This window comes from Microbacterium sp. RURRCA19A, assembly GCF_900156455.1.
Taxonomy (GTDB): domain Bacteria; phylum Actinomycetota; class Actinomycetes; order Actinomycetales; family Microbacteriaceae; genus Microbacterium.
Genome location: NZ_FTNQ01000002.1, coordinates 14498 through 41145 on the forward strand (window position 1 = coordinate 14498; position 26648 = coordinate 41145).

At 70.3% G+C, this 26648-nt stretch carries 28 protein-coding genes and 3 tRNA genes; 11 read left to right on the top strand and 20 right to left on the bottom strand.

The genetic code is table 11. From position 1 onward, the window contains the following. Positions 1–146 precede the first annotated feature (146 nt). Genes BW982_RS08045 through BW982_RS08055 form a run of 3 tightly spaced genes read left to right on the top strand, consistent with a single transcriptional unit; the run spans position 147 to position 1626 of the window. The gene (locus tag BW982_RS08045) at positions 147–773 is read left to right on the top strand and encodes a hypothetical protein (protein ID WP_076492038.1); all 627 of its coding nucleotides are present in this window, start codon (positions 147–149) and stop codon (positions 771–773) included. After that, complete coding sequence (locus BW982_RS08050) at positions 773–1378, top strand: hypothetical protein (RefSeq protein ID WP_076492040.1); 606 nt, start codon at positions 773–775, stop codon at positions 1376–1378. Before BW982_RS08045 ends, BW982_RS08050 begins: the two co-directional genes overlap by 1 nt. After that, positions 1375–1626, top strand: a complete 252-nt coding sequence (locus tag BW982_RS08055) for a helix-turn-helix domain-containing protein (RefSeq protein ID WP_076492042.1) — start codon at positions 1375–1377, stop codon at positions 1624–1626. The genes BW982_RS08050 and BW982_RS08055 overlap by 4 nt, the downstream gene beginning before the upstream one ends. Here BW982_RS08055 and BW982_RS08060 read toward each other — a convergent pair. The 3 genes from BW982_RS08060 to BW982_RS08070 all read right to left on the bottom strand — a co-directional run bounded on the left by BW982_RS08060 (position 1610) and on the right by BW982_RS08070 (position 4057). After that, the gene (locus BW982_RS08060) at positions 1610–2323 is read right to left on the bottom strand and encodes a hypothetical protein (RefSeq protein ID WP_076492044.1); all 714 of its coding nucleotides are present in this window, start codon (positions 2321–2323) and stop codon (positions 1610–1612) included. The two genes, BW982_RS08055 and BW982_RS08060, sit on opposite strands and share 17 nt — an antisense overlap. 14 nt (positions 2324–2337) lie before the next feature. Then, positions 2338–3804 (bottom strand): cardiolipin synthase, encoded by a 1467-nt coding sequence (gene cls, locus BW982_RS08065; protein WP_175611066.1) that lies wholly within the window; start codon positions 3802–3804, stop codon positions 2338–2340. A 67-nt stretch (positions 3805–3871) separates the two neighbouring features. Further along, positions 3872–4057 (bottom strand): hypothetical protein, encoded by a 186-nt coding sequence (locus tag BW982_RS08070; protein WP_076492046.1) that lies wholly within the window; start codon positions 4055–4057, stop codon positions 3872–3874. A 136-nt stretch (positions 4058–4193) separates the two neighbouring features. On the opposite strand from BW982_RS08070, the gene BW982_RS08075 reads away from it, so the two are divergent. Then, positions 4194–5354 carry a DUF4192 family protein gene (locus BW982_RS08075; protein ID WP_076492048.1) on the top strand — a complete coding sequence of 387 codons (1161 nt, stop codon included), beginning with the start codon at positions 4194–4196 and terminating at the stop codon, positions 5352–5354. On the opposite strand, the gene lysS is transcribed toward BW982_RS08075, so the two are convergent. The 13 genes from lysS to tilS all read right to left on the bottom strand — a co-directional run bounded on the left by lysS (position 5305) and on the right by tilS (position 17155). Continuing rightward, positions 5305–6822, bottom strand: coding sequence for a lysine--tRNA ligase (gene lysS / locus BW982_RS08080; RefSeq protein ID WP_076492050.1), 1518 nt, complete (start codon positions 6820–6822; stop codon positions 5305–5307). The two genes, BW982_RS08075 and lysS, sit on opposite strands and share 50 nt — an antisense overlap. Before the next feature lie 81 nt (positions 6823–6903). Then, positions 6904–7758 carry a pantoate--beta-alanine ligase gene (panC, locus tag BW982_RS08085; protein WP_076492053.1) on the bottom strand — a complete coding sequence of 285 codons (855 nt, stop codon included), beginning with the start codon at positions 7756–7758 and terminating at the stop codon, positions 6904–6906. Continuing rightward, positions 7755–8486, bottom strand: a complete 732-nt coding sequence (locus tag BW982_RS08090) for a DUF2520 domain-containing protein (RefSeq protein ID WP_076493573.1) — start codon at positions 8484–8486, stop codon at positions 7755–7757. Before BW982_RS08090 ends, panC begins: the two co-directional genes overlap by 4 nt. Continuing rightward, complete coding sequence (locus BW982_RS08095) at positions 8483–10120, bottom strand: PH domain-containing protein (RefSeq protein WP_254845558.1); 1638 nt, start codon at positions 10118–10120, stop codon at positions 8483–8485. The genes BW982_RS08090 and BW982_RS08095 overlap by 4 nt, the downstream gene beginning before the upstream one ends. Then, complete coding sequence (locus BW982_RS08100; RefSeq protein ID WP_083696593.1) at positions 10117–10716, bottom strand: PH domain-containing protein; 600 nt, start codon at positions 10714–10716, stop codon at positions 10117–10119. Before BW982_RS08100 ends, BW982_RS08095 begins: the two co-directional genes overlap by 4 nt. Next, positions 10658–11155, bottom strand: coding sequence for a DUF3180 domain-containing protein (locus tag BW982_RS08105; protein WP_076492055.1), 498 nt, complete (start codon positions 11153–11155; stop codon positions 10658–10660). The genes BW982_RS08100 and BW982_RS08105 overlap by 59 nt, the downstream gene beginning before the upstream one ends. Beyond that, positions 11152–11679 carry a 2-amino-4-hydroxy-6-hydroxymethyldihydropteridine diphosphokinase gene (folK, locus tag BW982_RS08110; protein WP_076492057.1) on the bottom strand — a complete coding sequence of 176 codons (528 nt, stop codon included), beginning with the start codon at positions 11677–11679 and terminating at the stop codon, positions 11152–11154. The genes BW982_RS08105 and folK overlap by 4 nt, the downstream gene beginning before the upstream one ends. Then, positions 11676–12044 (bottom strand): dihydroneopterin aldolase, encoded by a 369-nt coding sequence (gene folB / locus BW982_RS08115; protein WP_076492059.1) that lies wholly within the window; start codon positions 12042–12044, stop codon positions 11676–11678. The genes folK and folB overlap by 4 nt, the downstream gene beginning before the upstream one ends. Further along, positions 12044–12835 carry a dihydropteroate synthase gene (gene folP, locus BW982_RS08120; RefSeq protein WP_076492061.1) on the bottom strand — a complete coding sequence of 264 codons (792 nt, stop codon included), beginning with the start codon at positions 12833–12835 and terminating at the stop codon, positions 12044–12046. The genes folB and folP overlap by 1 nt, the downstream gene beginning before the upstream one ends. Next, positions 12832–13422 carry a GTP cyclohydrolase I gene (gene folE, locus BW982_RS08125; protein ID WP_076492063.1) on the bottom strand — a complete coding sequence of 197 codons (591 nt, stop codon included), beginning with the start codon at positions 13420–13422 and terminating at the stop codon, positions 12832–12834. Before folE ends, folP begins: the two co-directional genes overlap by 4 nt. A gap of 6 nt (positions 13423–13428) precedes the next feature. Further along, the gene (gene ftsH / locus BW982_RS08130; RefSeq protein ID WP_076492065.1) at positions 13429–15432 is read right to left on the bottom strand and encodes an ATP-dependent zinc metalloprotease FtsH; all 2004 of its coding nucleotides are present in this window, start codon (positions 15430–15432) and stop codon (positions 13429–13431) included. Between the two features lie 149 nt (positions 15433–15581). Then, on the bottom strand, positions 15582–16133 hold the full coding sequence (hpt, locus tag BW982_RS08135) for a hypoxanthine phosphoribosyltransferase (RefSeq protein WP_076492067.1): 552 nt from the start codon (positions 16131–16133) through the stop codon (positions 15582–15584). Positions 16134–16156: 23 nt separating this feature from the next. Further along, positions 16157–17155, bottom strand: a complete 999-nt coding sequence (gene tilS, locus BW982_RS08140) for a tRNA lysidine(34) synthetase TilS (protein ID WP_076492069.1) — start codon at positions 17153–17155, stop codon at positions 16157–16159. Positions 17156–17251: 96 nt separating this feature from the next. On the opposite strand from tilS, the gene BW982_RS08145 reads away from it, so the two are divergent. Continuing rightward, complete coding sequence (locus tag BW982_RS08145; protein ID WP_076492071.1) at positions 17252–17785, top strand: inorganic diphosphatase; 534 nt, start codon at positions 17252–17254, stop codon at positions 17783–17785. Between the two features lie 52 nt (positions 17786–17837). Here BW982_RS08145 and BW982_RS08150 read toward each other — a convergent pair whose 3' ends face one another. Continuing rightward, positions 17838–19277 carry a M23 family metallopeptidase gene (locus BW982_RS08150; RefSeq protein WP_076492073.1) on the bottom strand — a complete coding sequence of 480 codons (1440 nt, stop codon included), beginning with the start codon at positions 19275–19277 and terminating at the stop codon, positions 17838–17840. A gap of 216 nt (positions 19278–19493) precedes the next feature. Between BW982_RS08150 and BW982_RS08155 the strand changes: the two genes are divergently transcribed. The 3 genes from BW982_RS08155 (at position 19494) to BW982_RS08165 (ending at position 19803) form a co-directional block, all read left to right on the top strand. Beyond that, positions 19494–19566, top strand: a tRNA-Glu gene (locus tag BW982_RS08155). A gap of 26 nt (positions 19567–19592) precedes the next feature. Next, positions 19593–19666 (top strand) — tRNA-Asp (locus tag BW982_RS08160). A 64-nt stretch (positions 19667–19730) separates the two neighbouring features. Next, positions 19731–19803: transfer RNA gene (locus BW982_RS08165), tRNA-Phe, on the top strand. Between the two features lie 164 nt (positions 19804–19967). On the opposite strand, the gene BW982_RS08170 is transcribed toward BW982_RS08165, so the two are convergent. The 3 genes from BW982_RS08170 to BW982_RS08180 form a co-directional block, all read right to left on the bottom strand. Beyond that, complete coding sequence (locus tag BW982_RS08170) at positions 19968–21551, bottom strand: AMP-binding protein (protein WP_083696594.1); 1584 nt, start codon at positions 21549–21551, stop codon at positions 19968–19970. A gap of 101 nt (positions 21552–21652) precedes the next feature. Continuing rightward, a complete protein-coding gene (gene chrA / locus BW982_RS08175; protein WP_076492077.1) occupies positions 21653–22846 on the bottom strand; it encodes a chromate efflux transporter in 1194 nt (397 codons plus the stop codon). Between the two features lie 41 nt (positions 22847–22887). Then, positions 22888–23832 (bottom strand): Gfo/Idh/MocA family protein, encoded by a 945-nt coding sequence (locus BW982_RS08180; RefSeq protein WP_076492079.1) that lies wholly within the window; start codon positions 23830–23832, stop codon positions 22888–22890. A 112-nt stretch (positions 23833–23944) separates the two neighbouring features. Here BW982_RS08180 and BW982_RS08185 point away from each other — a divergent pair, with 112 nt between their 5' ends. The 3 genes from BW982_RS08185 to BW982_RS08195 all read left to right on the top strand — a co-directional run bounded on the left by BW982_RS08185 (position 23945) and on the right by BW982_RS08195 (position 26647). After that, positions 23945–25087 carry a polysaccharide deacetylase family protein gene (locus BW982_RS08185; RefSeq protein WP_076493579.1) on the top strand — a complete coding sequence of 381 codons (1143 nt, stop codon included), beginning with the start codon at positions 23945–23947 and terminating at the stop codon, positions 25085–25087. 135 nt (positions 25088–25222) lie between these two features. Then, entirely contained in the window at positions 25223–26347 is a 1125-nt protein-coding gene (locus BW982_RS08190; protein WP_076492081.1) for a glycosyltransferase, read from the top strand. Positions 26348–26392: 45 nt separating this feature from the next. Further along, a complete protein-coding gene (locus BW982_RS08195) occupies positions 26393–26647 on the top strand; it encodes a glutaredoxin family protein (RefSeq protein WP_022879717.1) in 255 nt (84 codons plus the stop codon). Position 26648: the final 1 nt, after the last annotated feature.

Sequence of the window (26648 nt, forward strand, 5' to 3'; positions counted from 1 at the left end):
CCGTACATCGAGAGTAACCAGCGGCCGGATGCCGCGGACGCGTGTTCGCCGTGGGCATAGCCGTCGCGGCGCCGGGGTTGCGGAGCGCATCGACAGTCGATAATTTATCGACAACCGATAACAACGAATTTCGATAAGGAGTGGTCATGGCATCCCCCCGTCCGACCTCGCGCATCCTGTCCCGCGGCGACACCGTCGGGTTTCTCTTCTTCGTCGTGCTCGGCGTGGGCCTCGCCGTCTGGGCAGTCGTGCACAGCGCGATCCGCATCGTCGAGGCACTCCCCAACCGCGATGTGCGCGTGACCGTGCCGTTCCTCGACACCATCGCCCAGGCACCGCTCGGCCCGAGCGCCGCGCCCGTGCCGATCGAACTCGGCACGGGCGTCATCGTCGCCCCCGAACTGCCGATCGCCTCGCTGTGGGCGCTCCTGATCGCCGAGGTCCTGCTCGCGGCCGTCGTCGTCACCGTCGTCGTGCTGCTCCTCCTGCTCACCGCCGACATCCTGCGCGGGCGCATCTTCAGTCGCCGGAACACGGCCCTCGTCTCGGTGGCGGGCACCGTGACCCTCGTCGGGCTCGCGGGCGTCCCGTTCTTCCAGAACATGGTGGCCAACGGCGCGCTGGCCCGGATGTCGGACTACACCTTCGACCGCGGCGCGGTGCAGATCGTCGACCTGCCGGTGCTGTTCGGTACCGCATTCGTCGCCGCCCTGGCCGGCACCGTGTTCACCGTCGGCGACCGCCTCCAGCGCGACATGGACGGACTCGTGTGATGACGGACACGTCCCCGATGTCCCGGCGCATGGAGCGCGGCATCCTGATCCTGTTCGTCGCGGCCGGGCTCGTGATGGGCTTCGCACTGGCCCTCCCCGGCGTCCGCGCGGCGATCGGCATCGCCACGGGCACGGGCGGCTTCAGCCTCTTGACGGAGGCGGCCGTCTCGACGGACCCCGGCGCACCGATCGTGTCGGCTCACTACGAGTCCGCCTGGGTGATCTCCGACGGGCTGAGCGCCGGTGCGCGCGCGCTGCTCGTGCTCGGCGCCGCGGCCGGAACCGTCACGACCGTGCTCACGGTGGGCGCCGTGATGCTGTTCTTCCTGCTGCTGCTGTGGAGACGCCCATTCCATCGCGCGCTGGTCGTCGCGACACGCGTCGCGGGAGCCTCGCTGCTCATCGGCGGCATCCTGTCGGCCGGGCTCGGGGGCCTCGGCCGGATGATGGCGGCCGACGAGCTGAACCCCGCGGCGGGGGGCGTCTTCGTCGTCGGCTCCTCCTTCGACCCGGTGTGGGCACTCGTCGGGCTGAGCGTTCTGGCACTGTCGGTCGTGTTCACCTACGGCGTGCGTCTCCAACGCGATACGGAAGGACTCGTATGAGCCCCGCGATCGACGACGACGGACCCAGCGGCATCCACTGTCGGCTCGACGAGCTGCTCGCCGAACGGGGCATGACCCTCACCCGGCTGAGCGAGCTCGTCGGCGTGAGCATCGTCAATCTCTCGGTGCTCAAGAACGACCGCGCCCGCGCGATCCGCTACTCCACACTCGCCGCGATCTGCCGAGCCCTGGAGTGCGAGGTGGGCGACCTGCTCGTTGTGCAGGGGGAGGTCAGCGCTGCCCGATGACCGCAATCGGGCCGTCGGAAGCGACATTGCCACCGGACAGCGTGAGCTCGACGGGTCCTTCGACGACGATGCCCGTCAGGTCGGCCAGGGTCACCCGCGGCGCCATGTCGGCCGTGCAGACCTGATCGGCCGGCGGCTCGACGAACGTCACCCTCGCCCCTCCGGCGGTCGAACCCACGGCCTCGACCTGCGGGCGGCAGCTCGAGCTGCCCCACGTGAGGATCGCGACCTGATCGTTCCAGACCCAGCCGGCGCTGGGGAGGAACTCGTCGCCGGCGGCCGGCACCTCGACGAGGCCGGGGACCGACGTCGACCCCGCGGCGGCACCGGTGACGACGACCTCGAGATCCTGGGTCGGGTCGACGCCCGCGGGCAGACCCACGTACGTCGCGCGGGGAGCCAGGTCACGCGTGCACGGCCCGTCCGACGGCTCGACGAGCTCGACGGTGAGCGTCGTCCCGGCGAGCACGGGCTCGGTCGCGACCGGCACGCACGAGGAGCTGCCGAGCGTGATGACGGCGATTCCGCGACCCGCATCGAGCCAGCCCGCGCGCACCTCCGTCGGGGCGCCGGATGCCGTGGCATCCGCCGTGTCCTCCGGTGTCGGAGAGGAGGCGGTGCCCGTCGCGCAGCCGACCAGCGCGCCCATCGAAAGGATGCCGATGCTCAGGAGTGCGGCGAGGGAACGGCGGGTCATGTGTGCCTCCGAAGTCACTGCAGCGCCGAGGTGAGGCGCGCGAGGTTGTCGAGGATCGTCGAGCGCAGGGGCTGGCGCCGCCACTCCTCGACCGTGAGCTCGCGGCTGAGCGTGCGGTAGACGTCCTCGACGCGCTGCATGTCGCGGACGAATTCCTCGCCGCGCACGAGCATCGAGATCTCGAGGTTGAGACCGAAGGAGCGCATGTCCATGTTGCTCGACCCGATCACCGCGACCTCGTCGTCGATCGTGAGGCTCTTGCTGTGCAGGATGAAGGGCTTGCGGTACATCCAGATCTTCACACCCGCGGCCAGCAGAGCCTCGTAGTAACTGCGCTGGGCGTGGTAGACCATCGCTTGGTCGCCCTCTTCGGAGACGAACAATTCGACGTGGACGCCACGCTGGCACGCCGTCGTGATCGCGAGGAGCAGCGCCTCGTCGGGCACGAAGTACGGGCTCACGATGATGATGCGCTCGCGGGCGGCGAAGAGAAGCCCGAGGAACAGCTTCAGATTGTTCTGGAAGTCGAAGCCGGGGCCGGACGGCACGATCTGGCAGTCGAGGTCTCCGGGACCGGATTGCACGCTGAACAGGTCGATCTCGTCGGTGAGCGCCTCGTCGGTCTCGCTGTACCAGTCGCTGAGGAACACGGCGTTGATGCTCGCGACGACGGGACCCTCTACCCGGACCATCAGGTCGACCCAGTGGAGTCCTCGGCGGATGTTCTTGCGGAGGTTGTACGACGAATCGGTGACGTTCTGCGAGCCCATGAACGCCACGTCGCCGTCGACGACCAGGAGCTTGCGGTGATTGCGCAGATCGGGACGCTGATAGCGGCCCCGAAGGGGTTGGACCGGAAGCATCAGATGCCAGTGGGCGCCCATCTCGTCCAGCCGGCGGAGCGTCTGCCGGTAGTAGGGCTTGCCCCGGTTCGCCCAGTGGTCGAGCAGGACGCGCACCACCACACCCCGTGCGGCGACCTCTTCGAGCGCACGGAAGAAGTTGTCGGTCGAGGCGTCGCTCTGCAGGATGTAGAACTCGACGTGCACGTAGCGCTGAGCCCGCCGAATGGCATCCGCCATCGCGTCGAGGCTCTCCTGATAGTCGGCGATGAGGGTCGCGCCGTTGTCACCGGCGATGGGCATCGCGCCGAGATTGCGGTTCAGGCGGACCAGCGCACGGAACCAGTCGGGCGCGTTCGGGCGCAGGGTGCCGAACTCGAGCGATTCGCTCGTGTCGTGGATGTACCGGTTGATGTCGGCCTGCTTGCGGCGGCGCGTGCGCGGGAGCCGCGGATTCCCGATCAGGAGGAACAGGAGCACGCCGACGAAGGGGATGAAGTAGATCGCGAGCAGCCAGGCCATCGCGGCGGTCGGCCGTCGGTTGCGGGGCACGATGATGACCGCCGCGATGCGCACGACGAGATCGATCACGAACAACGCGATGACGAGCCAGCTCGCCTCGAACGTGGTGTCGATCACGGGACCTCCTGAACGGAATGTCTCCCCAGCGTAGTGACCGGTCCCGACACCCGAGAGAACCGACCGGTCAGGGGGTTGTGCTGTCGGAGGCGGGGAGACCGCGCTTGGCGCGCTCCTCGGCCTCGATGCGCGCGTAGGCCTTGCGCTCCGTGCGATCGATCCGGATCACGGATCGCAGGATGAAGAAGAAGATCACCGACACCGCGAGCGTCGGCAGAAGCGGCCACAGAACGGCGGCCCAGATGTCATCCACGAGTCAAGGATACGTGCAGCGCCTGAGCGTCAGGCGGGAGCACACCCCTCCTGCACAGGGTTCCGACCCGGTCGGCCCTCCCCGGATCACGGTTTCCGGCCCGCGCCCGTGGGCACTGCTGCGTCATCGTCGGGGCATGTCACCGATCGTCCGCGCCGGCGCCCCCGCCGAGTTCCTCGCCCTCGTCCCCCATCTGCTCGGCTGCACGCCCCGATCCAGCCTCGCCCTCGTCACCTTCGCGGCGGGGCGGTCGCTCGGCGCCCTCCGGATCGACCTGCCCGCCCCCGACTCCGACGCCGAGGTCGAGAACGTCGCCTCGACGGTCATCGGGATGGCCTGCAAGGTCTCGCGGACGGATGCCGTCGCCGCGGTCGTCTACACCGACCTCCCCCTCCGTGACGCCGGATCCGCTCCGCACCGCGCCCTCGTCGATGCGGTCGTCGCCCGCGCCGACATCTGCGGCCTCCGCGTGATCGACGCGTTCGCCGTGGGCCCGGACGGGTGGATCGGCTACCTCGCCGGAGCGGACGGCGAACCCCGGCCGTTGGAGGAGATCGCGGCCGACCCCGACCTCACGCGGACGCCGGAGCTGGACGGCGACCAGTACGCCGCGGCGACGCTTCCCCCGGTCCCCACCGCCGAACGGACGGCGGTGAACCGGCTTCTGACCGACGCCGGACACCTGGTGGCCCGCTCACGCGAGGCCAAACGTCTTCCGGCCGGACGACGCGCGGCCGCCAGACTCGTGCTCGACGACATCGCCGACCCGCCGGCGCTGTTCGAGGCGTTCGTCTCGCCCGACGAAGACCCCGACGATCGCGCCGTCGCGGCAGTGTCGTTCTGCCTGCAGCGGCCGCTCCTCCGCGACGTCGCGCTCATGCAGTGGATCGGCGACCTCACCACCGGTGACGCGACCTACCGCGCACAGACCGCTCACGCGGCCGGGCACCCGTTCCCCGCAGACCTCGCGCGCCCGATGTGGGGAGAGGGCGCCCGGCCCGATCCTCCGCGCCTGCTGCGGGCGCTCGACCGGTGCCGCCACCTGGCCGCGGCGACACCGCGCTCCCGTCGCGCCGGCCCACTGGCCGCGTGCGCCTGGCTCGCGTGGGCGACCGGCGGGTCGACGCACGCCGCCGCCTACGCCGCGGATGCGCTCGACATCGACCCCGACCACGGGCTCGCCGACATCGTGCGGATCATGTGCGCTCAGGGACGACTGCCCGAGTGGGTCTTCGAGCGCGAGGCGGTCACTTCACCAGGGGGAACAGAATCGTCTCGCGGATCCCGAGCCCGGTGATGGCCATGAGCAGGCGGTCGATGCCCATACCCATACCGCCCGTGGGCGGCATGCCGTGCTCGAGCGCGCGCAAGAACTCCTCGTCGATCGGCATCGCCTCGTCGTCACCGCGGGCCGCGAGCTTGGCCTGCTCCGTGAAGCGCTCGCGCTGGATGACGGGGTCGACGAGCTCGGAGTACCCGGTCGCCAGTTCGAAGCCGCGCACGTACAGGTCCCACTTCTCCACGACACCGGCGATCGAACGGTGCTCGCGCACGAGCGGGCTGGTGTCGACGGGGAAGTCCATGACGAACGTCGGCCGCGTGAGTCCGCCCTTGACGAAGTGCTCCCACAGCTCCTCGACCCACTTGCCGTGCGTCTCGTGAGCCGGGGCGTCGACACCGGCCTCGGCTCCGAAGGCCTTGAGGTCTTCCAGCGTGGTCTCGGGGGTGATGGTGCGGCCCGCGGCCTCCGACAGCGAGTCGTACATCGAGATGCGATCCCAGTCGCCACCGAGGTCGTACTCGGTGCCGTCGGCCCACGTGACCGTCGTCGAACCGGCCACGGCGACGGCCGCGTCCTGGATGAGGGTCTGCGTCAGGTCGGCGATGCCGTTGTAGTCGGTGTAGGCCTGGTAGGCCTCGAGCATCGCGAACTCCGGGCTGTGCGTGGAGTCCGCGCCCTCGTTGCGGAAGTTGCGGTTGATCTCGAACACCCGGTCGATGCCGCCCACGACCGCGCGCTTGAGGAACAGCTCCGGCGCGATGCGGAGGTACAGGTCGGCGTCGAACGCGTTGGAGTGCGTGATGAACGGGCGTGCGCTGGCCCCGCCGTGCTGCACCTGCAGCATCGGGGTCTCGACCTCGACGAAGGCGCGGTCGGCGAAGGTGCGTCGCAGGCTGGCGTTGACCTTGGCGCGCGCGAGCACCGTCTCACGCGCGCGATCGCGCACGATCAGATCGAGGAAGCGGCTGCGGACGCGGCTCTCCTCGTTCAGCTCGGAGTACATGTTCGGCAGCGGCAGCACGGCCTTGGCGGCGATGGCCCAGTCCGAGACCATGATCGACAGCTCGCCGCGGCGGCTGGAGATCACCTCACCCGTCACGAAGACGTGGTCGCCCAGGTCGACGAGTTCCTTCCACGCCTGGAGCGACTCGTCGCCGACGTTCGCGAGCGACACCATGGCCTGGATCCGGCTGCCGTCTCCCGACTGCAGCGACGCGAAGCACAGCTTGCCGGTGTTGCGGCTGAAGACGACGCGGCCCGCGACGCCCGCCGTCACGCCCGTCTCGGCTCCCGCTTCCAGATCGGCGAAGCGTTCGCGCAGCGAAGGGATCGTGTCCGTCACCGGGACCGTCACCGGGTAGGGCCCACCCGCGGCGTCCACCCGCTCCTCGAGCAGGCGTTCCCGCTTGGCGAGGCGGACCGCCTTCTGCTCGAAGACGTCGTCTTCGGTGGGTTCGGCGTCGTTCGCGGGCGCGTCGGTCATCGTGGAGGCTCCTCGGGGTCGCATCGAGTTTATCCGCGAGGTCCGCGACGTTTCCCCGCGCGATACCCCCCTCGACGATCTTCAGCGGAGCGAGATCTCCGCGTTGTCGATGAACCGATGCCCTCCGACGGTCGCGGCGATGAGCGCGATCGCCCGCCCACGGTGGCCGTCGTCCACCGGCAGGAACGTGTCGGGATCGACGACCGAGAGGTACTCCAGGTGGATTCGCGACTCCCCCATGAGCGACGACTGCGCCGCCGCGATGCAGGAGTCCACCCCCAGATCGGCATTGGATGCCGCCGCCTCCAACGCCACGGGAAGCTTGGCCGCGGCTCGACGATCAGCCTCATCGAGCAGCTCCACGCGGCTCGAGACGGGCAGACCGTCGTCGGCGCGCACGGTCGGGACGAGCACCGTCTCGATGCCGAAGTCGAGGTCGCGGATCATGCGCCGCACGAGGAACGCCCGCTGCAGATCCCGCTCGCCGTACACGGCGACGTCGGGCCGGATCAGATGGAACAGCTTCGCCTCGACGGTGAGCACACCATCGAAGTAGAACGGGCGGACCCGTCCTTCGTACCGCAGACCCAGATCTCCGGCCGACACCCGCGTGGTCGCCGTCCCCGCGGGGAGGAACTCGGCGGCGGTCGGCGCGAAGACGAGGTCGATGCCCAGGTCGTCGAGCAGATCGGCATCGGCGTCCGGCGTGCGCGGGTAGGCCGCGGTCTCCTCGGCCGCGCGGAACCGCAGCGGATTGACGAAGGTCGACACGACGACGAGGTCGGCGCGCTCTCGCGCCGCGCGGATCAGGTCGACATGGCCGTCGTGGAGGGCCCCGAGCGTCGAGACGAGCGCGACGCGCGCAGCACCGTCCGGGCGATCTGCGCCTCTGGCCTCGGCCAGTCGGGTGCGCAGATCCTCGATGGTGCGGATCATCCGTCGATCGTAGCGTCCGGCGGCGCACCGTCCGCACCGACCGCCCCGACGCCTTCCGCCAGCGCCTGGTCGACGCTCGATCGGACGAGCGCCGAGAGATACGCCCCGGCATTGTCGACGCCGACCCCGGCGAGAAGCGACGCGGACTGGCGGATGATCGACCGCGAGAACTGCGTCGCGGTGGCCACCGCCTCGGCATACGCCACGCGATCCGCCTCGGCGATCACCACCGGTTCGCATCCCAGCTCGACCGCGAGCGCCTGCGCGATCGGCAGCACCGGCCCCGGGGCGGTCACGGCGGCGTACGCCTGCGCGAGCTGGCGCAGATCGATCGACGACGCACCGGTGAACACGATCGCCGGGTGGATGGCGAGCGGGATCGCACCGCGCTGGAGCGCCGGGGTGAGGACGTCGACGCCGAACGCCGGGTCGGTGTGGAGCACCAGCTGCCCCGGCTGCCACGCGCCGAGATCGGCGAGCCCCGCGACGAGACCGGGGAGCTGATCGTGCGGCACCGCGATGACCACGAGCTCGCTCCGGCGGACGACCTCCTCGGGCGGCAGCACCGGCACGCCTGGAAGAATCGCCTCGACGCGGTCGTCGTCGGATCCCGAGGTGATGCCGGTCAGCGCGTGCCCCGCTCCGGCGAGCGCAGCTGCGAGCACGGGGCCGACGCGTCCCGCCCCGATGACGCCGACACCGAGCCGACCGTCGCGCCCCCCGCTCATCCGGCCCACCGATGGCTGCGGTCCTCGGCGGCGGCGGCGACCGTCGCGCGGGCGGTGTCGTCGAACAGGGTCAGCGCGGCATCGCGGTCGAGCGCGCCGACCGACGTCCGCACCGTCCCCGCGATCACGTGCGCGGCGAGGGTGGCCGTGCGCGTGGCGCGCCCCAGGGGGCCCTGACGGAGTCCCACGGACTGCAGTCGCGCCAACGGGACGATCACGAGCGTTCGCCGCACCCACCCGCGACGCAGGAAGAGCGCGTCGGGCGTGACCACCGCGCCGTTGCGACGCCACGACAAGGGTCGCAACAGTCGCACCCGCCGAGGCGTGACCACGTAGGGGTCGTCGTCGATCGGACCCAGGATGCCGTCCCGGAACACCAGGCTCCACTCCTCCGGCGGCAGCGCGGGGGCGAGGATGCGCAGCACCCTCTCCACGTCGTCACGTGTGCCGATGGGCAGGACCGCCGCGAACGGGTCGGTGGTCGAGTCGGTCGACCCCCGGCCGGTGAGCCGATTGACCGAGATGCTCCACCAGCCGAACGGACGCCACAGCAGCGGCTGGTGCACCTCGATCGCGTGCACACGCCCCGGCGGCACCACCTCGCTGATCGTCGTGAACAGCCCGAACGTCAGCCGGACGCCGTCCGGACTCGGAGCGATCGAGTAGCGCAGACCCCGTGCGATGGAGCGCACGTAGTAGGCCCCGAAGGCGAGGAACGCCGGGACGATCGTGAACAGGAACCACAACGTCGAAAGAGAGGCCCCGACGATGATCGCGATGATCAGCGCCACCAGCATGAGCGTCGACCCGCTCAGCAGGCGCGAAGCGACGAGCCGTCCGAACGGGATCCGCACGATGCTCTCGGGCTCGGCATCCGAGAAGTCCTCACCGTCGACGATGCCCTGGATGCCGGCAGCCACCGCGTCGGCGGCCTGCTGGACCGCAGAGCCCGCCGGAGAAGACACTCCGCGCTCGGCGAGGCGTCGCCCCGACGCGAGTCGCAGGATGTCACCGCGAACCGTCTCCGCGGCTTTGGCCGACAGGTACTCCAGCTTGACGTTGGAGTCGAGACCGGCGCCCACGACCTCGAGCTTCGCGAGCCCCAGGAGTCGCGCCACCATCGGACGCGTGAGATTGACCCCCTGCACCCGATCGAGCGGAGCCCGCCGATGGGTGCGGAAGAGAACACCCGAGCGCACCTCGACATCGTCGTCACTGATCCGGAAGGTGTGGAACCTCCACGACAGCCGGAAGATCACGAGCAGCACGATCAGCACCGCGAGGGCGCCGCCGGCGGCGATCAGGATGAGGTTGTTGGCGAGGATGAAATCGACCGGGTCGGGCGGGATGACCCCCGGCGGCAGATCCGTCACCGCGGGCAGGAACAGCTCGATCAACCGCTCGCGGAGGTTGGCGACGATGATGCCGATGATCACGAGCAGGAACAGCCCGCCCCGCAGCAGCGGTGTCAGCGGGTGCAGCCGCTGCCACTCGCCGTCGCTCAGCGGAGACCGGACGAGCGCACGCGGCGGCGCATCCCCCGGCGCGGCGCCCTCCGGCACCACGGCTTCGGCGGGCGGCGGGTCCCACCGGGGATCGGTGGGCCGGCCGTCAGAACCGGTGTGGTCGGTCACAGCCCGGTCCGGCGGGTCTCGGCGACGTCGATGAGGGTGTCGCGCAGCTCCTCGGCGGCGCGCTGCGTCAAGCCCGGGATCGTGACCCCCGACGACGCCGCCGCCGTGACGAGCTTGAGCTGAGCGATACCGAAGCCACGATCGAGAGGACCGTGGGTGATGTCGACGAGCTGCATGCGGCCGTAGGGAACGGCGACCACGCGCTGCCACAGGATGCCGCGGCGGAAGACGAGGTCGTCGCGGCGCAGCTGATAGCCGGTCGAACGCGCCTGGCGGGGGGTGATGATCATGCCGATCGCGGTGACCACGAGCACGACACCGACGGGGATCCACTGCCACAGGAACCCGGAGAAGGCCTGAGCGACGATCGCGGCGACGAGGACCAGGACGAAGACCGCGCCCTGCGAGATCAGCTGCACCCGCACGTACGCCCGGGCGAGCTGATGCCACGTGCCGTCGCCGAGCGGCAGCCTTCCCTCGGCGCGCGGTTCGAGGATCCGGTCGTAGGTGGCCTCGTCGAGGACGGACGCGGCCGGCTCAGCGGATCGAGGGTCCGGCGTCGGGGTGCGCTCCGGAAGGTCCGGGGTGTTCGTCATCGTCGTCCTTCCGGATGGTGCACAGCTGCTCGGCCACGAGTCCCGCGACGACGAGGACGGCACCGCACACCGCCGTCGCGATGACCGACCCCAACGAGCCTAGCGACGGAGTGAACGGACGGGTGAGAACGAACGCGAGGAGCCCCAGAGCGAAACCGGTCGCCGCCGCGCCGACGAGGGACGAGGCCTTGGCGAGCATCGCGACGCGCAGCGCCCGGAACGGGTCGATGCGCCGGGCGCTCCGCCCGCGGGACGCGCGGAAGATCGGTACCGCGACCCCCACCACGACCGCCGCCAGGAGGACGAGGATCGTCGGCAGGCTCGCCACGGGGACGAAGGTCGGGCGTGCGGCCGCCGTGAGCATGGCGTCGACGAGGAAGCCGACGACGAGCCCCGCGAGGGCGGCCACGATCAGGATCGTCGCGCCGGTCCGCTTCACGATGCCTCCTCGCGGACAGCGGCGAGCAGGGCGTCGACCCGTCCGCGCCCGGGGATCTCGGCATCCGGGTCGATGTCGTGCCACGGAGCGAGGACGAACTCGCGCTCGTGCGCGCGGGGATGCGGGACGGTCAGATGCGGCTCGTCGATGCGGGCCTCGCCGTAGGCGATGAGGTCGAGATCCAGCGTGCGATCGCCCCACTTCTCGCGACGCACACGCCCGTGGTCCGCCTCGATGCGGTGGAGTTCGCGCAGCAGCGTCGCCGGCGCCAACCGCGTCTGCAGCAGCGCGACGGCGTTGAGATAACGCGGCGCGTCGGCATCGGCTCCGGCGAGGGTGACGGCGACCGTCTCGATGGGGGCCGACACCCGGACGTCGGTCGTCAGCGGCAGGAGGCGCAGCTCCTCGACGGCCGCGGAGAGCGTCGCGGCGCGCGCGCCGAGGTTGGCCCCGAGGGCGACGACGGCCGCGACCGGCACCTCGGAGGGCGGGTCGCCGATCCCGTGCGCCAAGCGGACGCTCACACGCGCCCCCGGCGGATCGTCACCGACACGTCGGCGAACGGGACGGTGATCGGGGCGTGCGGTTTGTGCACGGTCACCGTGACGAGCAGGACGCGTTCGTCGGCGAGGACATCGTCGGCGATGCGCTGCGCGAGGGTCTCCAGCAGATCGACGCGATCGCCCTCGACGTGGGCGACGATGCGCTCGGCGAGTTCGCCGTAGTGCACGGTGTCGACGACGTCGTCCGACTCGGCGGCCGGTCGCAGCGAGAGCTGCAGCACCACGTCGACGACGAACTCCTGCCCTTCCCGCTTCTCGTCGGCGTAGACGCCGTGGAACCCGAAGGCGCGCACCCCCGTCAATGTGATCTCGTCGGCGAAGTCCATCAGGCCTCCCAGGCGCGGGCGACGGCGAGCGCGTCGCGAGTGGTCGGGATGTCGTGCACGCGCACGGCCCACGCGCCGGCGCGACCCGCCAGGGCGCTGGTGACCGCCGTCGCCAGGTCGCGGCGATCCAGGTCGGCGTCGGCGCCGATCGTCTCGGCGAGGAACCGCTTCCGGCTCGTGCCGACGAGCACACGGCATCCGAGGTCTCCCACGCGGGGCAGCGCGCGCAGCACCTGCCAGTTCTGATCTCCGCGCTTGCCGAAGCCGATGCCCGGGTCGACGATGAGGCGGGAACGCGGGATGCCGGCCGCCTCCGCCGCGTCCACTCGCTCGCCCAGCTCCGCGATCACCTCGGCGACCACGTCGTCGTACTCCGCCCGTGCGTACATCTCGGCCGACGGTCCGCGCCAGTGCCCGAGCGCGATCTCGGCGCCCGATTCGGCGACCGCGGCGAACATCTCGGGGTCGGCGAGACCACCCGACACGTCGTTGACCAATCGGGCGCCCGCGGCGACCGCGGCCCGCGCGGTCGTCGCGTTCATCGTGTCGACGCTCACGTACAGACCCTCGGATGCCAATGCCGCAACGACCGGGAGCACGCGCTGCTGCTCGATCCGAGGGGCGACCCGGTCGGCTCCCGGCCGCGTCGACTCACCGCCGACGTCGAGCAGGTCCGCGCCCTGGGCGTGGAGCGTGCGGGCGTGCGCGATCGCGACGTCGGGATCGAGGAACCGCCCGCCGTCGCTGAAGGAATCGGGGGTGACGTTGACGATCCCCATGACGAGGGTCATCCGCGCCCCCGACCGATCAACGCGATCAGCTCGGCGCGGGCCACGGGGTCGGTGTACGCACCGCGCGCGGCGATCGTCACGGTCGAGGCTTCGGGCTGGCGCCCCCCGCGCATCGTGACGCATTCGTGGGTGGCATCCAGCACGACGAGCACACCGCGGGCGTCCAGGGCCGCCGCGATCGTGTCGGCCACCTGCTCGCCGAGGCGCTCCTGCACCTGGGGTCGTGCGGCGAGGACGTCGATGACCCGGGGCAGCGCGCCGAGTCCGACGACCTCCTCCCCCGGGAGATACGCCACGTGCGCGCGTCCCCGGAACGGCAGCAGATGGTGCTCGCACATCGATCGGAACGCGATGTCGCGGAGCATCACCGCGCCGGACGGAAGGGTGTCGGGAGCGGGCCCGCGCGTCACCGAGATCGTGTGCTGCAGCGGAGCGCCGGCATCCTGCCCGACTCCCCCGAAGAACTCGCTCCACGAGTCCGCGACCCGGGCCGGGGTCTGCCGCAGGCCCGGGCGATCGGGGTCCTCACCGATCGCCTCGAGCAGCTCGCGTACGAGCGCGGACACGCGCTCCCGGTCGACGGCCACGGCGCCTTAGGCGGTGGCCGGACGCGTCTGTCCGCTCGGCCGGCGCTGCGGCTGGGTCGCGGGCTGCGCGTCGGCTTCGGTGGACGCGGCGACCCCCGCGGTAGCGGAGCGGCGCGGCACCTCGACGGGCGGCAGGCTCGACACCGGACGGTCGCCCGACGACAGCCACTGCGGGCGCGGGGGCAGACGCTTGACGTCCTTGAAGATCTCGGCCAGCTCGTTGTGGTCGAGGGTCTCCTTCTCGAGCAGGGCCAGCGCCAGGCGGTCGAGCACCTCGCGGTTGTCGTTGATCACCTGGTACGCCTCGTTGTGCGCCTGCTCGATCAGTCCACGCACCTGGGCGTCGACGCGTTCCGCGATGCGCTCCGAGAAGTCGCGGCCGTGACCCATGTCGCGGCCCATGAACACCTCGCCGGAGGACGAGCCGAGCTTGACCGGACCGACCTCGTTGGTCATGCCGTACTCGGTGACCATCTTCCGCGCGATGCTGGTGGCCTTCTCGATGTCGTTCGAGGCACCGGTGGTGGGGTCGTGGAACACGATCTCCTCGGCCACACGTCCGCCCATCGCGTACGTCAGCTGGTCCTGCAGCTCGTTGCGGGTCACGGAGTACTTGTCGTCCAGCGGCAGCACCATCGTGTAGCCCAGCGCCTTGCCGCGCGGCAGGATCGTGACCTTCGTCACGGGGTCGGTGTGGTTCATCGCCGCCGCCGCGAGCGCATGGCCGCCCTCGTGGTACGCCGTGATGAGCTTCTCTTTGTCCTTCATCACGCGCGTACGCCGCTGCGGGCCGGCGATGACGCGGTCGATCGCCTCGTCGAGGGCGCGGTTGTCGATGAGCTGCGCGTTCGAGCGCGCGGTCAGCAGCGCAGCCTCGTTCAGCACGTTCGCGAGATCGGCACCGGTGAAACCGGGCGTCTTGCGGGCGACGACCTCGAGGTCGACCGAGTCGGACAGGGGTTTGCCGCGGCCGTGCACCTCGAGGATCCGCTGCCGACCCTTGAGATCGGGGGCATCGACGCCGATCTGCCGGTCGAAACGGCCCGGGCGCAGCAGAGCGGGGTCGAGGATGTCGGGACGGTTGGTGGCCGCGATCACGATCACGTTGACCTTGGGGTCGAAGCCGTCCATCTCGACGAGCATCTGGTTCAGCGTCTGCTCGCGCTCGTCGTGACCGCCGCCCATACCGGCACCACGGTGGCGACCGACGGCGTCGATCTCGTCGATGAAGATGATCGCCGGCGAGTTCTCCTTCGCCTGGTTGAACAGGTCGCGGACGCGGCTCGCGCCGACACCCACGAACATCTCGACGAAGTCCGAACCCGAGATCGAGTAGAACGGAACGCCCGCCTCACCCGCGACGGCGCGGGCGAGCAGCGTCTTGCCGGTACCGGGAGGGCCGTACAGCAGCACACCCTTCGGGATGCGGGCGCCGACCTCCTCGAACTTCTTCGGGTCCTTCAGGAAGTCCTTGATCTCTTCGAGTTCCTCGATGGCCTCGTCGGATCCGGCGACGTCCTGGAAGGTGACGGTGGGCGTCTCCTTCGTCACGAGCTTCGCGCGCGACTTGCCGAACTGCATGACCTTGCTCCCGCCGCCCTGCGCGCTGGAGAGCAGCCACCAGAACAGCAGGCCCAGCAGCACGAGCGGCAGCATCAGAGAGATGAAACCGTCGAGGAACCCGGGGCGCGGCACGACGTCGTTGAAGCCGTCCTTGGGGGCGGCGTTGTCGATCGCCGTCGCCACCTCGGACGCACGCGCACCTCCGTAGTAGAACTGCACGGAGTCGGCGCCTTCGAAGGGCTGGGAGAGCTTGAGATCGACGCGCTGGTCGGTGTCATTGGTCGTCGCCGAGGTCACCGTGGTGCCCTTCAGCAGTTGCAGACCCTCCTGGGTCGAGATCTGCTTCGCCCCACTGAGGTTCGAGATCAGCGAGAAACCGATGACCAGAAGCAGACCGACCAACAGAACGTAGATGATCGGATTGCGCGTGATCTTCTTGAAATCCATGGTGGGCGAGCCCAGCCCTTTCGTGATCCGCTGCGGAAAAAGCGGTGAAGTCAGGGTAACGCCCGGCGACTATGCCGGGCCTGTGCGTTCGTCGTGGGCGTAGCGGGAGACGGATGCCGGGGCGCCGGCGCGCCGCATCCGGCGGGTGATCAGGAGTAGACGTGCGGCGCGAGGACGGCGACGTCGCGGAGGTTCCGGTACTTCTCGGCGTAGTCCAGGCCGTACCCGATGACGAAGTCGTTGGGGATGTCGAACCCGACGTAGCGGCAGTCGACCTCGACCTTCATGGCATCCGGCTTGCGCAGGAGCGCGAGCACCTCGACGGACGCGGCCCCGCGCGAGGCGAAGTTCTCCAGAAGCCAGCTGAGCGTCAGGCCGGAGTCGATGATGTCCTCGACGATCAGCACGTCTTTGCCGGTGATGTCGGTGTCGAGGTCCTTCCGGATCTGCACGACGCCGCTCGAGCGCGTGCTCGCGCCGTAGGACGACACGGCCATCCAGTCCATCGTGATGTGCATCGGCAGGTGGCGGGCGAAGTCGGCCATGACCATCACGGCGCCCTTGAGGACGCCCACCAGCACGACGTCGCGCCCGGCGTAGTCGGCCGCGACCTGTGCCGCGAGCTCGGCGAGCTTGTCGTGGATCTGCTCCTCGGTGAGGAGGACTTCACTGATGTCGTCGGAAATGTCGGCCGCGCGCATCCCTGAATCCTACGCGGGACGACTCAGGATGCCGCCCGCGCGACGATCTCGATCCGGCCCCCGACACGGCGGGCGAGGCAGCCGGGAAGGTCGATCGGCCCCTGTCCGCGCCAGTCGGTGGCGAGGCGGGCGACCTCCAGCGTCTGGGCGCGGGTGAGGGCGACGCCGAACTCGCTGTCGACGACGTACCGCACGATGCGGTTGCGCAGCGCGGCGGGGTTGGCCGCCAACGCCGCGACCGAGACCGATATCCCGGCCTCGGCATGCTCGACGATGTCCTCGATCGTCTCGTCGATCATGTCTTGGAAGGCCGCGGCGTCCTCGCGCAGCTGCTCCGCGGTGCGGGCGAGCGCCTCCGCGACACCGGGACCGAGCTCTCGCTCGAGCACCGGCAGCACGGTTTCCCGTACGCGCACGCGCGCGAACACGGGGTCGGCGTTGTGCGGGTCGGTCCACGGCTCGAGCCCCTCGGCCGCGCACGCCGCGACGGTCGTCTCGCGACGCACCCCCAGCATCGGGCGCAGCCACACCGGGCCCGTGGCATCCCGCCGCTCGGGCGCCATGCCCGACAGGCTCGTCGCCCCCGACCCCCGCGCGAGTCCGAGCAGCACCGTCTCGGCCTGATCGTCGAGGGTGTGGCCCAGCAGCACCGCGTCGGCGCCCGTCTCCGCCGCCACGCGGGTGAGAGCGGCGTACCGCGCTTCCCGCGCAGCGGCCTCGGGTCCGTTCGTCGAGCCGACCCGCACGGTCACGACGCGGGCGTCGAGCCCGAGAGCGCGCGCCTTCTCCGCGGCGGCGGCCGCCACGGCATCCGATCCGCCCTGGAGGCCGTGGTCGATCACGACGGCCTCCGCACGGATGCCGAGACGCGGCGCCTCGAACGCGGTCGCCGCCGCGAGCGCGAGGGAGTCCGCCCCGCCCGACAGCGCGACGATGACGACGCCGCGCCCGTCGAGGGCGGCACGGACGGCCCGCCGCACCTCGGCCACGGCGGGGTCGAGTCCGGGTCGCCGCTCGTGCATGGCATCCACGCTATCCGCCCTGGCGCGCAGGCCACGTCAGCGCGGACGCCCCGACTAGGCTGGGCGCGGAATTCCACCGATCTAAGGAGCACACGTATGGGCGCGTACGACGCCGTCATCGAGATCCCGCGCGGCAGCCGCGTGAAGTACGAGGTCGACCACGGCACGGGCCGGGTCTTCCTCGACCGCATCCTGTACACGGTGTTCGGCTACCCGGCCAACTACGGCTTCTTCGAGAACACCCTCGGCGAAGACGGCGACCCGCTCGACGTGCTGGTCCTCCTCGACCGCGACCTCTACCCCGGCATCCTCGCGAAGGTGCGCCCCGTGGGCGTGCTGAAGATGAGCGACGAGGCCGGCGGCGACGACAAGGTCGTCGCGGTGCTCGCGAAGGACCCGCGCTGGGACCACATCCAGGACGTCGGCGACATCGACGACTGGACGAAGAAGGAGATCTCGCACTTCTTCGAGCACTACAAGGACCTGGAGCCCCACAAGTGGGTCAAGGTCGACGAGTGGGCGGATGCCGCCGAGGCCGAGCGCCTGGTCGGCGAGGCGTTCGCGCGCTTCGAGGAGCACGACGCACAGACCAAGACGCAGGGTGAGGGCGAAGCGCCCAACACGCTCTGACCTCCCGGTCACGACGAAGCCCCCGGTCATCGACCGGGGGCTTTCGCGTTGCTCAGACCCAGACGCCGCGATCGCGCAGCCACGGCGCGGGGTCGGTCGTCCCGCCCCACGGCGGGTAGACCTCGAAGTGGAGGTGGCAGCCGAACGAGTTGCCCGTCTGCCCCGTCGCGGCGATCTGCTGGCCGGCCGACACGCGCTGTCCGTACGAGACGTAGATGCCGCCGTTGACGATGTGGGCGTACCCGGTGCCCGACCCGTCGTCGTGCTGGATGCGGATGTAGTTGCCGTAGCCGCTGTTCAGCCCGGCGTAGGTGACGCGTCCGCTCGCCGCAGCGTAGATCGGCGACCAGCAGCTCGCACCGAAGTCGAGACCGAGGTGCCAGGTGCTCGCGCAATAGCTCGCACCGCACTGGCCGGTGCGGGGTCCGTATCCCGACGTCGTTCCCGCCGAGGAGGGACGAGCCCATCCCGAGCTGACGACGTCTCCGCCACCGCTGCTGCTGCCGCCACCGCCGCCGCCACCGCCGCCGCCTCCGCCGCCGCCGTTGTTGGCAGCGGCCGCCGCGGCCGCCGCCGCCTCACGGGCGGCGCGGTCGCGCGCTTCGGCCTCTTCGCGGGCTTTGCGCTCGCGCTCTTCGCGCGCCTTGCGCTCGGCCTCGACGCCGGCCTGGTAGTCGGCGACCGTCTTCGCGGTCGTGTCCTGCAGTGCGGCGAGCTGGGCCTGCAGCACGACCTGATTCGCCTGCTGCGCGGCCAGAGCGGCTTGCGCGGCGTCCGCCGCCTGCTGCGCGGCGACCATCTTGTCTTCGGCGATCTTCTGCAGGCGGTCGCGTTCGGCCTTGGCGTCGTCGGCCTGGCTGCCGAGGTTCTTGGCGCTGTCGCGCGCGGCCACGGCAGCGGCGTAGACCGAGCGGTTGCGGTCGAGCAGCTTGTCCATCGTGCCGAGCTTGGCGAGGAGGTCATCGGCGCTGGCGGCGGAGCCCGAGAAGAAAAGGTCGAGCGACGTGTCGTCGCCTCCGCTGCGATAGAGCTGCGCCGCGACCTTGCCGGCCTTGGTCGCGGCATCCGTCGCCTTGGCGGTCTCGGCATCCGCCTGGGCGCGGATCTGCTGAGCGCGGTAGTCGGCGTCGAAGAACGCCTGCTGAGCGGCGTAGTACTCGTCGGAACGCGCCTGGACCTCGGCCTGCGTGCGCTCGACCTCGGACTGCAGGCCCGCGATCAGACCCTGGATGCGGGTGATCTCGGCGCCCTTGGCGGCCTCGTTGGCCCGCGCGGCCTCGACATCGGCCCACGAGGGGTAGTCGGCGGCGAAGGCGGGGGACGACGAGACGAGCGACGGCACCGTGGCCCCGATGGCACCGAGGGCGACGGCCCCGAACGCACCGAGCCTCAGTGCTCCGCGGCGGTCCAGCGACGGCCACAGACGCGCGCGCTCGGCGGGGCTGGGCGCGCAACCGCAGTCGTCGGCGCCGTCGAGGGGGTCAAGCGTCACGGGAATACCTCATCTCACCGGTTCGCAACTCGCACCACAGTAGCAACACGAATCACACGAACAACAGGGCGAGTTCCCGCTGCCGCGGCCCAGTCTGACCCCTCGACACGCCGGGGCGCCGGACCGCCACGCCCTCGATTGGCAATCTCGAGAATCATGAAGTAGGCTCGGTCGTCGGCAAGTGAGCACGGAATCGCAAGGTTTCGGGGTTCATCCGGCCCCATCGTTTAGCGGCCTAGGACGCCGCCCTTTCACGGCGGTAGCACGGGTTCGAATCCCGTTGGGGTCACTCGCCGAACACAAGTTAACAATCATGGCCCTGTAGCGCAGTTGGTTAGCGTGCCGCCCTGTCACGGCGGAGGTCGCGGGTTCAAGTCCCGTCAGGGTCGCTCCATAGCGACGGGCCTTCTTTCGAGGAGGCCTTTCGTCTAGGAAGCGGCAGACATGCCGCTCGGCTCTGTAGCTCAGTTGGTAGAGCGTTCGACTGAAAATCGAAAGGTCACCGGATCGATGCCGGTCGGAGCCACACGGGTGACCGTTACAGTCACCCCAGGAACCCTCGCGTAGCTTCTACATCGCGGGGGTTTCGTCTTGTCCGGCGCCCCCGCCTCCTCCGCCTGAGTGTCCCCGACACGCGGATGTGGCGCGCGGCAGCCCGCGTGTCCTGGACACTCAACGCGCGGCGCGGCGTCAGACCTCCCGCGCCCGCAGGTCCTTGCGCAGGATCTTCCCCGACGCGGACTTCGGGATCGCGTCGATGAACTCCACGCGCCGCACCTTCTTGTGCGGCGCGACCTCGGCCGCCACGAAGGCCATGACGTCGTCGGCCGTGAGCTCAGCGCCCGGTGCGGCGACGACGAACGCCTTCGGGATCTCCTGCTTGTCGTCGTCGAGGACGCCGATGACGGCGGCATCCTGGATCTTCGGATGCGACAGCAGCAGCGCCTCGAGCTCCGCGGGGGCGATCTGATACCCCTTGTACTTGATGAGTTCCTTGAGCCGATCGACGATCGTGAAGTACCCGTCGACGTGGTGCGTGGCGATGTCGCCCGTGTGGAGGAAGCCGTCGGCGTCGATCGTGTCGGCGGTGGCATCCGGCCGATGGAGATAGCCGAGCATCACGTTCGGACCACGCACCCACAGCTCCCCGGGAGCGGTCAGCCCGTCGGCCCCGTGCTCGTCGATCTCCGCACCGGTCTCGGTGTCGACGAGCTTCGCCTCGACGTTCGGGACGAGCACGCCGACCGAACTGACGGGCATGTCGTCGCGCTCGGGTGGGATCGCGTGCGAGACGGGACTGAGCTCGCTCATCCCGTACCCCTGGAAGAACCGCGCGTGGATGCGGCGACCCGCGGTCTCGGCGGTCTCACCGTCGAGGGGCGCCGCGCCCGAGAACACGGTGTGGACGCTCGAGATGTCGAAGTCGTCGACGACGGGGTGCTTCGCGAGGGCCACCGCGATCGGCGGCGCGATGAACAGGAACGTGCACCGATGCGCCTGGATGCAGCGGAGGAACGCCAGCAGATCGAACTTCGGCATCGTCACGAGCGTCGCGCGCTGGCGGAGCGCGAGGTTCAGGAGCACCGTCATCCCGTAGATGTGGAAGAACGGCAGCACGGCGAGGACGCGATCGTCGCTCCCGAGCCGGATGCTCACGCGGCATTGGTCGACATTGGCGACGAGGTTGCGGTGCGAGAGCATGACGCCCTTCGGCACGCCCGTCGTCCCGGAAGAGTACGGCAGGACCGCCACGTGCGTCTCCGGGTCGAAGTCGACCTCCGGCGGGGTGCGCTGCTCGGCGAGCAGGTACCGCAGGTCGAGGTGCCCCGGCGCGCCGTCCAGCACGATCACCCTGTCGTCGGGGATGCCGGCCGCGGCGGCGGCTTCGGCGGCGGGACCGAGCAGCGGGGAGACGGTGACGAGCCAGGTGGCCCCGGCATCCCTCAGCTGCGTCTCGATCTCGTGGGCGGTGTAGAGGGAGTTGACCGTCGTGACGACGGCACCCAGGCGCAGGATGCCATGGAACACCGTCGCGAACGCGGGGATGTTCGGGCAGAGCAGCGCGATCACCGTGTCGGTGCCGACGCCCCGGTGGGCCAGCGCCCCGGCGAACGCGTCCACCTGCGCCCGCAGGCGACCGTACGTCGTTTCGTCACCCGTGGCCGGATCGATCAGGGCCACACGTTCGAGATCGGATTCGTCGAGCGAGCCGAAGAGGTGGTCGTAGACACTGTGCGACGGAACGGCGATGCGCGGGTAGGGGCTCTGGAACACGGGATCTCCTTCGATACCGACGCGGCGACGATGCCGTGCGCTCATCCTGCCAAAGGCGGAACCCGGTGTCACTCCTCCCGACACGCAGGCTCAGCCGACTCTCAGAGCAGGGCGAGCAGGATCCCGCCGACCGCCCCGACGATCACGACGACCCACGCCGGGATGCGGAACGCCGTCAGGAGCACGAACCCCACCAGGGCGAGCACGAACGGCCCGGGGCCGGTGACCGCCGTGGTGAACACCGGGGTGTACAGCGCGGCCCCGAGGATGCCGACGACGGCCGCGTTCGCCCCCCGCATCGCCGCGCGGACGCGGCGTCGATCGCGCAACGCGTCCCAGAACGGGAGGACCCCGACGAGCACGAGGAACCCCGGGAGGAAGATCGCCGTGAGCGCGACCACCGCTCCCGCGACACCGCCGGGACCGACCGACGAGACGGCGCCGAGATACGCCCCGAACGTGAACAGCGGGCCGGGAACGGCCTGCGCGGCGCCGTAGCCCGCGAGGAACGCGTCGGGCGACACCCATCCGGTCTGCACGACCTCGGCCTGCAGGAGCGGCAGGACGACGTGGCCTCCCCCGAAGACGAGCGCGCCGGACCGGAAGAAGGCGTCGGCGAGCGCGATGAGCCCCGACCCAGTGGTCGCCGCGAGGAGCGGCAGACCGACGAGCGCGGCGCCCGCGACCACGAGGCATCCGACCGCGACGGCCCGGGGCACACCGAACGAGGGCAGCGACTCCCCCGATTGCTCCACGACCGCGCGCAGCAGCACGAGACCCGCGACGACGCCGATCGCCAGGGCCCCGAGCTGCCCGACCGCGCCCGGAACGGACAGCGCGAGCGCGGCAGCGACCACGGCGATCCCCGCGCGAGGAGCGTCGGGGGTGAGAGAGCGGGCCATCCCCCACACGGCCTGCGCGACGATCGCGACCGCGACGATCTTCAGACCCTCCAGGATGCCGCCGCCCACCGGGCCACCGAAGAGGGACGCCCCGGCGGCGAACGCCACGAGCAGCACGGCGGAGGGCAGCGTGAAGCCGAGGAACGCCGCGAGCGCGCCGAAGACGCCGGCGCGCTGCAGGCCCATCGCGAAGCCGACCTGGCTGGAGGCGGGTCCCGGCAGGAACTGGCACAGGGCGACGAGGTCGGCGTAGGCGCGGTCGTCCATCCAGCGCCGGCGGGTGACGAGGTCGTCGCGGAAGTAGCCGAGGTGGGCGATCGGTCCACCGAAGGACGTCACTCCCAGGCGCAGGAACGCGAGGAAGACCTCGGGAACGGTTCCGGCTCGTGTCATCCGCTCTTCCTACCGCGGGAGGGGAAACGGCGGGTGAATGCTCAGCGCAGGAGGGCGTCGACGAGACGCAGCGTGCGGGCGGTGCGGTCCTGGTCGACGGCGATGTCGGCCCCGCGCACCGCTTCGCGCAGACGCTCGACCTCCCCGACCATCGGGTTCTCGGCGGCGGTGACGTCGATGACCTCGGGCACACCGGCGCGCGGAGTGAGGACCAGCCGCCGGGGCGCATCGATGGCGTCGATCGCGAGCGAGCCGTCCTCCCCCTGGATCTCGCTCGGCAGGGACGTGTCGGTGATCTTCGACCAGGCCGCATCGGCGACGAAATCGTCGTATTCGGCGATCGCACTGCCGAGTCCGTCCGTGCCCGAGGCGATGCCCACGCGCGCTCCCGCGATGGTGCGTGGCGCACCGAACAGGAGGACGAGGGCGTGCAGGGGGTAGACGCCCAGGTCACGGAGGGCGCTCCCCCCGAGCGCGGGGTCGAAGATGTTCGTCCGCTCGCCTGCCAGCACATGGTCGTATCGGGCGGAGCGCTTCTCGTACCGGAACGAGACCCGGCGGACGCGGCCGAGTCGCGGCAGCACCTCCTGGATCGCGCGGATGCCGGGGTCGTAGGCCGTGCGCATGGCCTCGAGCAGCACGACACCGCGCCCGCGCGCGTGTGCGACGAGACCTTCCCACTCCTCGGCCGTGAGCGTCGCCGGCTTTTCGACGAGCACCGGGATGCCGGCATCCACCGCCGTCCGTATCTGCGCGGCGTGGACCGAGTTGGGGCTGGCGATGTACACGGCGTCGATGTCGCCGCCGTCGAGGAGCCCCTCGAGTCCGTCGGCCGCTCCCGGCGCTCCGATCCGTTCGGCGAACTCCCGTCCCCGGACCGCGTCGCGCGACGCCACCGGGCCGAGTCCGACGCCGTCCACGGTGCGCACGGCGTCCACCAGACGCTCGGAGATGGAACTGGTGCCGACGATGCCGATGCGGATCATCCCCTCATCATCCCGTGTCGTCCCGCACCCGCTGATCCGTGATCGAGAGAGACGTCCGGCTAGGATCGCCGTGATCGTGGGGACGATCGTCGCAACCCGGGGGGAAGATTCGATGGTCACGCGCGCGCAACGACGCCGCCTCACTTCGCGACGGGTTCGCCTGCGGCGCACGATCGTCGCAGTCGTCGCCGTCGCCCTCATCGCGGGCGGCGTGTCCCTGTTCGCGGTGCTGCGCGGGTCGGCCGGCCTGCCCGTGGCGGAGACCCCGCCGACGCCGAGCCCGACGTCCACTCCCACCCCGACGCCCCTCACGGCGGCGCAGACGCTGCTGTCGACGACCACGGATCCGAAGGCGTGCGCCGTATCGTTCGTGGGCGACGGCATCTCGCTCGCCCCTCAACTCCAGACGCAGGACCTGCGCTTCGACACGCTCCCGATCCCGCGGGCCGAGGGCCGCGTCTTCGCCGGCTGGTACGCCAGCCCCGGCGACGCCGCCGCCCTGTCGCTCCCCGCTCGCGTGAACGGGGCCGACCTCGTCTCGTGCACCGCGCGCGAGAAGACGTTGTACGCCGCCTGGACGACGCCCGAGGCGAACGCGGCGGAGGACGCCGGCATCCCGATCCTGATGTACCACCAGTTCACGCGGAATCCCGAGGGCGAGGACACCTGGCTGCGCGCGAACTACACCTACATCGGCGACTTCGACGCGCAGATGGCCTACATCCAGGAATCCGGCTTCTACCTGCCCACGTGGGACGAGCTGAGCGCCTTCATCGACGGGGCCGTGTTCCTTCCGAAGCGCTCGGTCATCATCACCGACGACGACGCCGACAGCACGTGGCTCGAGCAGGCGGCACCCGTCGTGGACGGGCGGAACCTCCTCACCACGTCGTTCGTCATCACCTCGGCGCGCACCGAGGGAACGCCCAACCGCTTCGTCCTGCAGCGCTCCCACACGCACGACATGCACCGCGCGGGGGCGAACGGCAAGGGGCGCATGGTCAACGAGGACGCCGACACCATCGCCGCCGACCTCCAGCAGTCCGCCGAGATCCTCGGGGCGAAAGAGGTCGTGGCCTACCCTTTCGGGCACTACGACGACACGACCAAGGAAGGCCTCCGCCGTGCGGGCTTCGAGCTCGGTCGCACCGTCGAACACGGGTACGTGCGGGTCGGAACCGACAAGCTCGCGCTCCCCGTCATCCGCATGAACTACGGCATGACCGTGGACGATCTGAAGGATGCCATCGGCTGATGGCCGCCCCATGGCACCGCTCCCGGGGGGTGAACGTCCCGCTAGCTCTCAGCCAAATGATGCACAATCCTCATTTGGGCACGCGTCGGCCGTTCTACGCTGTGTACTTCCGGCTTCACCGAAACGCGAGCATCCATGGACCTATCCGTCATCGTTCCGACCTTCAACGAGGGTCCGAACGTCGCCGAACTCGTCCGTCGAACGACGGCCGCGCTTCCCGGTCGCGACGTCGAGATCCTCTTCGTCGACGACTCCACGGATGACACACCCGACGTCATCCGTGCCGTCGCGGAACAGGCATCGATCCCCGTACGCCTCCTCCACCGCGACCAGCCCGTCGGCGGCCTCGGCGGCGCCGTGGTCGACGGCATCCGGGCCGCGGCATCCGACTTCTGCGTCGTCATGGACGGCGACCTGCAGCACCCGCCCGAGGTGATCGCGGAGCTGCTCGCCCGCGCCGAGATGGGCGACGCCGATGTGGTCGTGGCGTCGCGTTACATCGCCGGCGGCACGTCCGACGGCCTGGCCAATGCCGTGCGCACGATGGTCTCCCGCGCGTCGACCCTGCTGACCAAGGCGATGTTCCCGCGCAAGCTGCACAACTGCTCCGACCCGATGACGGGCTTCTTCCTCATCGACCGCCGTGCGCTCGACGTCGAGGACCTGCGTCCGCGCGGCTTCAAGATCCTTCTCGAGATCCTCGCCCGCAAGCAGATGCGCGTGGCCGAGGTGCCGTTCTCGTTCGCCCCGCGCTTCGCCGGCGAGTCGAAGGCCTCCTTCAGCCAGGGCATGCGCTTCCTGACCCAGCTCACGATGCTGCGCTTCGGCCGCATGTCGGCGTTCGCCGTCGTCGGCGGTCTCGGCGCGGTGGCGAACCTCCTCATCACGTGGGCGCTGACGGGCGTCGGCGTGCAGTACCTGATCGCTTCGGTGATCGCGAGCGTGCTGACCATCATCGGCAACTTCCTCGCGCTCGAGTACCTCGTCTTCGCCGACATGCGCGCCGAGTCCGGGCTGATGCGCCACCGGTTCCTGAAGTCGTTCACGTTCAACGGCATCGAGGCGCTCGTGCGCATCCCGCTGCTCTGGCTGCTCGTGAGCGAAGCGCACCTGCACGTCGTGATCGCGACCGCCCTCACGCTGATCGCGGCGTTCATCGTCCGCTTCATGTACCACGCCCTCGTCGTCTACGCCCCCAAGAAGAGCCGTCTCGCACAGCTCCCGCTGCCCGAGACGCTCGAGGACGAACTGGCCGCCTGAGGCGGCCCGAGGCCGGAGGCCGCGTCGGCGGCGTACCCTGGAAGCATGTCCGACGCATCCATCCGCATGTTCGGCGCCGACTGGTGCCGCGACTGCATCCGCACGAAGAAGCAGCTCGACGAACTCGGCGTCGCCTACGAGTACGTCGACCTGGTGGCCGACCCCGCGGCAGCCGACGTGGCCAAGGAGATCTCGGGCCGGACGAACATCCCCGTCGTCGTCTACCCCGACGCTTCGCACCACGTCGAGCCCTCCAACGCCGACGTCGAGGCCAAGCTCCGCGAGCTGTCGCTGATCTGAG